Below are 3,986 nucleotides of genomic sequence, written 5' to 3'. Positions count from 1 at the left end.
CCACATGGATGAACGTCTGCCCTCGCGTCATGGCAAGCGATGCTGCCGCTTCATGATGACCCTTGGGCACGGCCGCGATTCCGGAGCGCACGATCTCCACTGAATACGCGCCGAGGTTGAGCGTCATCGCGAGAACGGCCGCTACATATTCATCAATATGGATGCCAAGCGCCGGCAACCCGAAGAAGACGAAGAACAGTTGCACGATAAATGGCGTATTGCGGATCGCCTCCACATAGCCGCCCACGAGTGAACGCACCGCACCGAACTTGTTGCCCTTGCCCGCCGCGCCGAGTATGCCGACCGTGAGGCCCAACACGGTCGACACGGCGGTCAGCCCGAGCGTGACCGCCGCGCCGCTCGCGAACATGCCGGCGTACTGCCCGAGATCGCCGAACTGAAGTTGATAAGCCATTGAACGCCGCGCCTTTTCTTATGTGCTTTATGAGTTGTTATAGACCAGCGGGCAGCGGTGCCTTGAACCATTTCTGCGACAGGGCTTCGAGCGTGCCGTCCTGCTTCGATTGCGCGATGGCAGCATCGACTTTAGCGAGTAGGCGCGGTTCGTTCTTATTCATTCCGACGAAGCACGGCGAGTTCTTGATCACGAACTTCGGTTCCGGCCGGCGCGGCGGGTTCCTCGACAGGATCGCCGCCGCCACGATATTGCCCGCCGCGATCAGGTCGACCTGTCCGGAGAGGAACGCCTGGATGGTCGCGTTGTTGTCCTCGAAACGCTTGATGGCCGCGTTCGGCGCCATTTGCGTCAGAGCAATCTCTTCGAGCGCGCCACGGGTGGCGCCAACGGTCTTGCCGGTCAGGTCGGCGGGGCCTATTACCTTGATGTTGGCCGGGCCGAAGACGCCCTGGAAGTAGGGCGCGTAGGCGGTAGAGAAATCCATCACCTTTTCGCGGTCAGGCGTTTTTCCCAGCGATGAGATCACGAGGTCGACTTTGTTTGTCGTGAGGTAAGGCACGCGGTTCGCGCTGTTGACCGGAACCAGTTCCAGTTTTACGCCCATCGATTTGGCGAGGAGCGCGGCCATGTCGATGTCATAGCCTTGCGGCTTCATGTCTGCGCCTACTGCGCCGAAGGGCGGGTAGTCCTCGGGGACGGCGACCTTAAGCGTGCCGGCCTTCGAGATGTTGTCCAGGGCGTCGGCTTGAGCGGTGAGAGGGGAAAGGGCGAGTGCGGGGACGGCGAGAATGGCTGCGAGCCACGCGCGGCGAAGCGGGTTGGTCATGGGTTTCCTTGGAGCTTAAGCAGGCTGTGCTGTTTGCGCCAAGGCTAAGCGAGAGTCGTGCCATCCCTTCTGCGTCATGACAGATGGGCGTCAGCGAGCGTGGGAATCTTGTCATGCACAAAAATAATGCGTTTAACTGCACCTGCGTGGTGCCATTTCTTTGCAACGATTGAAGGCTACGTCGTCCACAACCGCAACGGTTTCGCATCGACCTGATGCACAACAGGCCTCAACTGCATCCAGCATTGCGTTAGCGCGCGCTGCAGCGGTTCCATCGAATGACTGATGGCGCGCACGATGATCACCCCCGGCGCGACACAAGATGCAGCGGCGCGAAGCGAGTCACCGAAGGGCAAGGAGCCGGTGAGCGATTCCGCGAGCGTATCGTCGCAAGCGGGACCGACTGCCCAAAGCGTCCCATAAGCCGCAAATTCCCAGAGCCCTTGCGGCGCAATACGCAACGGATCGTCTGCCGCAAGCAAAGCGCGCTCAAACCAGCGCAAGCGCCCATCAGAGCCCCGAATCCGCGCAACAGAACTCAATTGCCCTTGCGACCATCGTTCGCCGGCTGCCTGACGGCCTAGCTGCATCGCGTCCCAGCCGATAGCCGTCGCGTCGTCGTCGAGCGTCAGGGAAAACTCCAGCGCCACATTCGACGCCTCGAACACGATGTTGTTCTGCGGCAGCCAATCCAGCCTCGCGCCAGCCGCCAGCCGCACATCGATGCGTTGCGTCGCGAGCTTGCCGTTCGCCTTGTACCACTTGGTCGCGCCGGGCGTGGTGATGACCGCATGCGTATCCGAAGCCAGGTCAATGTCAATAGCCAGCCGATCCCCACCCGCGACACCCCCCGGAGGATGCACGATGACAGCATGACAAATGGCATCGCCTTCGGGATACAAAGGCCGTTGCACTCGCAAAGGCCCAACGTGCTTGCGATGCGTCAGTGCCGTGCGTCCGGACTGCTGGCGCGTGAAGCCAAGTTCAAGCTTGCCGTGCCACTCGTGTTCGACAGGAGCCGCCAACAGCGCGGATAAAGGTTCGTGATGCATCAAATGCCAGGGATCGAAGAGAAGAAGCCGCCATGTTACGGCGAGCGTCAGACTGCGATCAACTCCCGCACGCCATTCGCTTCCATCTCCGAGCCCGCACCGCCCGCGACGATCTCGCCCCGGCTCATTACCCAATACCGGTCGGCAAGCTCGCGCGCGAAGTCGTAATACTGTTCGACGAGCAACACCGTCATGCCCATTTCATCGACGAGTTGTCGCAAGGTCCGCCCGATATCCTGGATGATGGACGGCTGGATGCCTTCCGTGGGTTCATCGAGAATCAGCAATTGCGGCTCGCTCATCAACGCCCGTCCTATAGCCAGTTGCTGTTGCTGTCCGCCCGATAAATCCCCGCCGCGCCGGTTTTTCATGTCCTTCAGCACGGGGAAAAGTTCATAGATCCGGTCCGGTACTTTCGATGGCGCCTTGCGGCTCGCCGCGCCCACCATCAAGTTTTCCTCCACGGTCAGCCGTCCAAAGATATCCCGTCCTTGCGGCACGTACGCGAGGCCGCTGGCCACGCGCTTGTGCGTGGGCATCGAAGAAATCTTCGCGCCGCGCCATGAAATCGTGCCGCCTTTCGTAGGCACGACACCCATCAGGCAGCGCAGCAACGTCGTCTTGCCCACGCCGTTACGGCCGAGCAGGACTGTGAGTTTGCCCTCCGGCACAGTCATCCTCACGTCGCGCAAGATGTGGCTGCCGCCATAAAACTGATTAAGCGAATCGACTTCGAGCATCTGGAATTCCTTGGGTGTTATCGGCCGAGGTATGACTCGATCACTTTTTCGTCGCGCTTCACTTCGTCGAGCGTGCCGTGCGCCAGCACGCTGCCTTCGGCCATCACCGTCACGCGTCCCGTGTCGCCCGACAGCGCCGCGACAAATTCCATGTCGTGCTCGACGACCATCATCGAACACGTGCCGCGCAGCTTGTTCAGCAAATCGGCAAGCTGCATGGTTTCATGATCGGTCATGCCGGCGGCGGGTTCATCGAGCAGAAGAAGGGCGGGCTGCTGCATCAGCAACATGCCGATCTCCAGGCGCTGTTTCTGCCCGTGCGACAACTCGCCGGCGTAACGCATGGCGTCGCGTTCAAGATGCGTCAGTTCGAGCGTTTCCTCGATCCTGGCCTGCGCCGCGCGATCGAGCTTCGAGCGCAGCGATGCCAGCCAGCCCTTGTTGGTTTTCATCGCGAGTTCGAGGTTCTCCCACACGGGATGATTCTCGAACACGGTCGGCTTCTGGAATTTTCGTCCGATACCCGTGCGCGCGATCACCGGCTCCGACATGCGCGTGAGATCGAAGGTCTGGCCCAGGAACACCTTGCCCGAATCAGGGCGCGTCTTGCCGGTGATGACGTCCATCATGGTGGTCTTGCCGGCGCCATTCGGCCCAATCACGCAACGCAGTTCCCCCACGTCGATCGATAATGTCAGCTTGTTGAGCGCGCGAAATCCGTCGAAGCTGACCATCACGTCTTCGAGATACAGGATCGTGCCGTGCGAGACGTCGATCTCGCCCGGTGTCAGCACATGGCCCAGGCCCGTGATGCCATGTTGATTACGTTCGCTGACTTCCGGTATGGGCGGAAGGTCCACGATCAATGCGTTATAGGCGGTCAATGTGGGTGTCCTCCTGCTTTCTTCTTGCGTAGCGCCATGTCGATGAGACCCATGATTCCGTTGGGC

The 3,986-nt window shown here is 60.6% G+C and carries 5 protein-coding genes; all 5 read right to left on the bottom strand.

Translation table 11 applies throughout. The features are described 5' to 3' along the window. A partial coding sequence (locus WCA53_RS15930; RefSeq protein WP_423912175.1) for an amino acid ABC transporter permease occupies positions 1–415 on the bottom strand: 415 nt, incomplete at its 3' end. A gap of 37 nt (positions 416–452) precedes the next feature. Then, positions 453–1,244: a transporter substrate-binding domain-containing protein gene (locus tag WCA53_RS15925; RefSeq protein WP_423912172.1), complete on the bottom strand. Its 792-nt coding sequence runs from the start codon at positions 1,242–1,244 to the stop codon at positions 453–455. Between the two features lie 176 nt (positions 1,245–1,420). Further along, positions 1,421–2,299, bottom strand: a complete 879-nt coding sequence (locus WCA53_RS15920) for an urease accessory protein UreD (RefSeq protein ID WP_423912169.1) — start codon at positions 2,297–2,299, stop codon at positions 1,421–1,423. 44 nt (positions 2,300–2,343) lie between these two features. Further along, positions 2,344–3,036: an urea ABC transporter ATP-binding subunit UrtE gene (urtE, locus tag WCA53_RS15915; RefSeq protein WP_423912165.1), complete on the bottom strand. Its 693-nt coding sequence runs from the start codon at positions 3,034–3,036 to the stop codon at positions 2,344–2,346. A 17-nt stretch (positions 3,037–3,053) separates the two neighbouring features. Continuing rightward, complete coding sequence (urtD, locus tag WCA53_RS15910) at positions 3,054–3,881, bottom strand: urea ABC transporter ATP-binding protein UrtD (protein ID WP_423912178.1); 828 nt, start codon at positions 3,879–3,881, stop codon at positions 3,054–3,056. Between the last annotated feature and the right edge of the window lie 105 nt (positions 3,882–3,986).

The sequence above is a fragment of the Caballeronia sp. genome (genome assembly GCF_049581465.1).
GTDB lineage: Bacteria > Pseudomonadota > Gammaproteobacteria > Burkholderiales > Burkholderiaceae > Caballeronia.
Note: the sequence above shows the minus strand (reverse complement) of the source record. Positions and strands in the feature narration are given on the sequence as shown.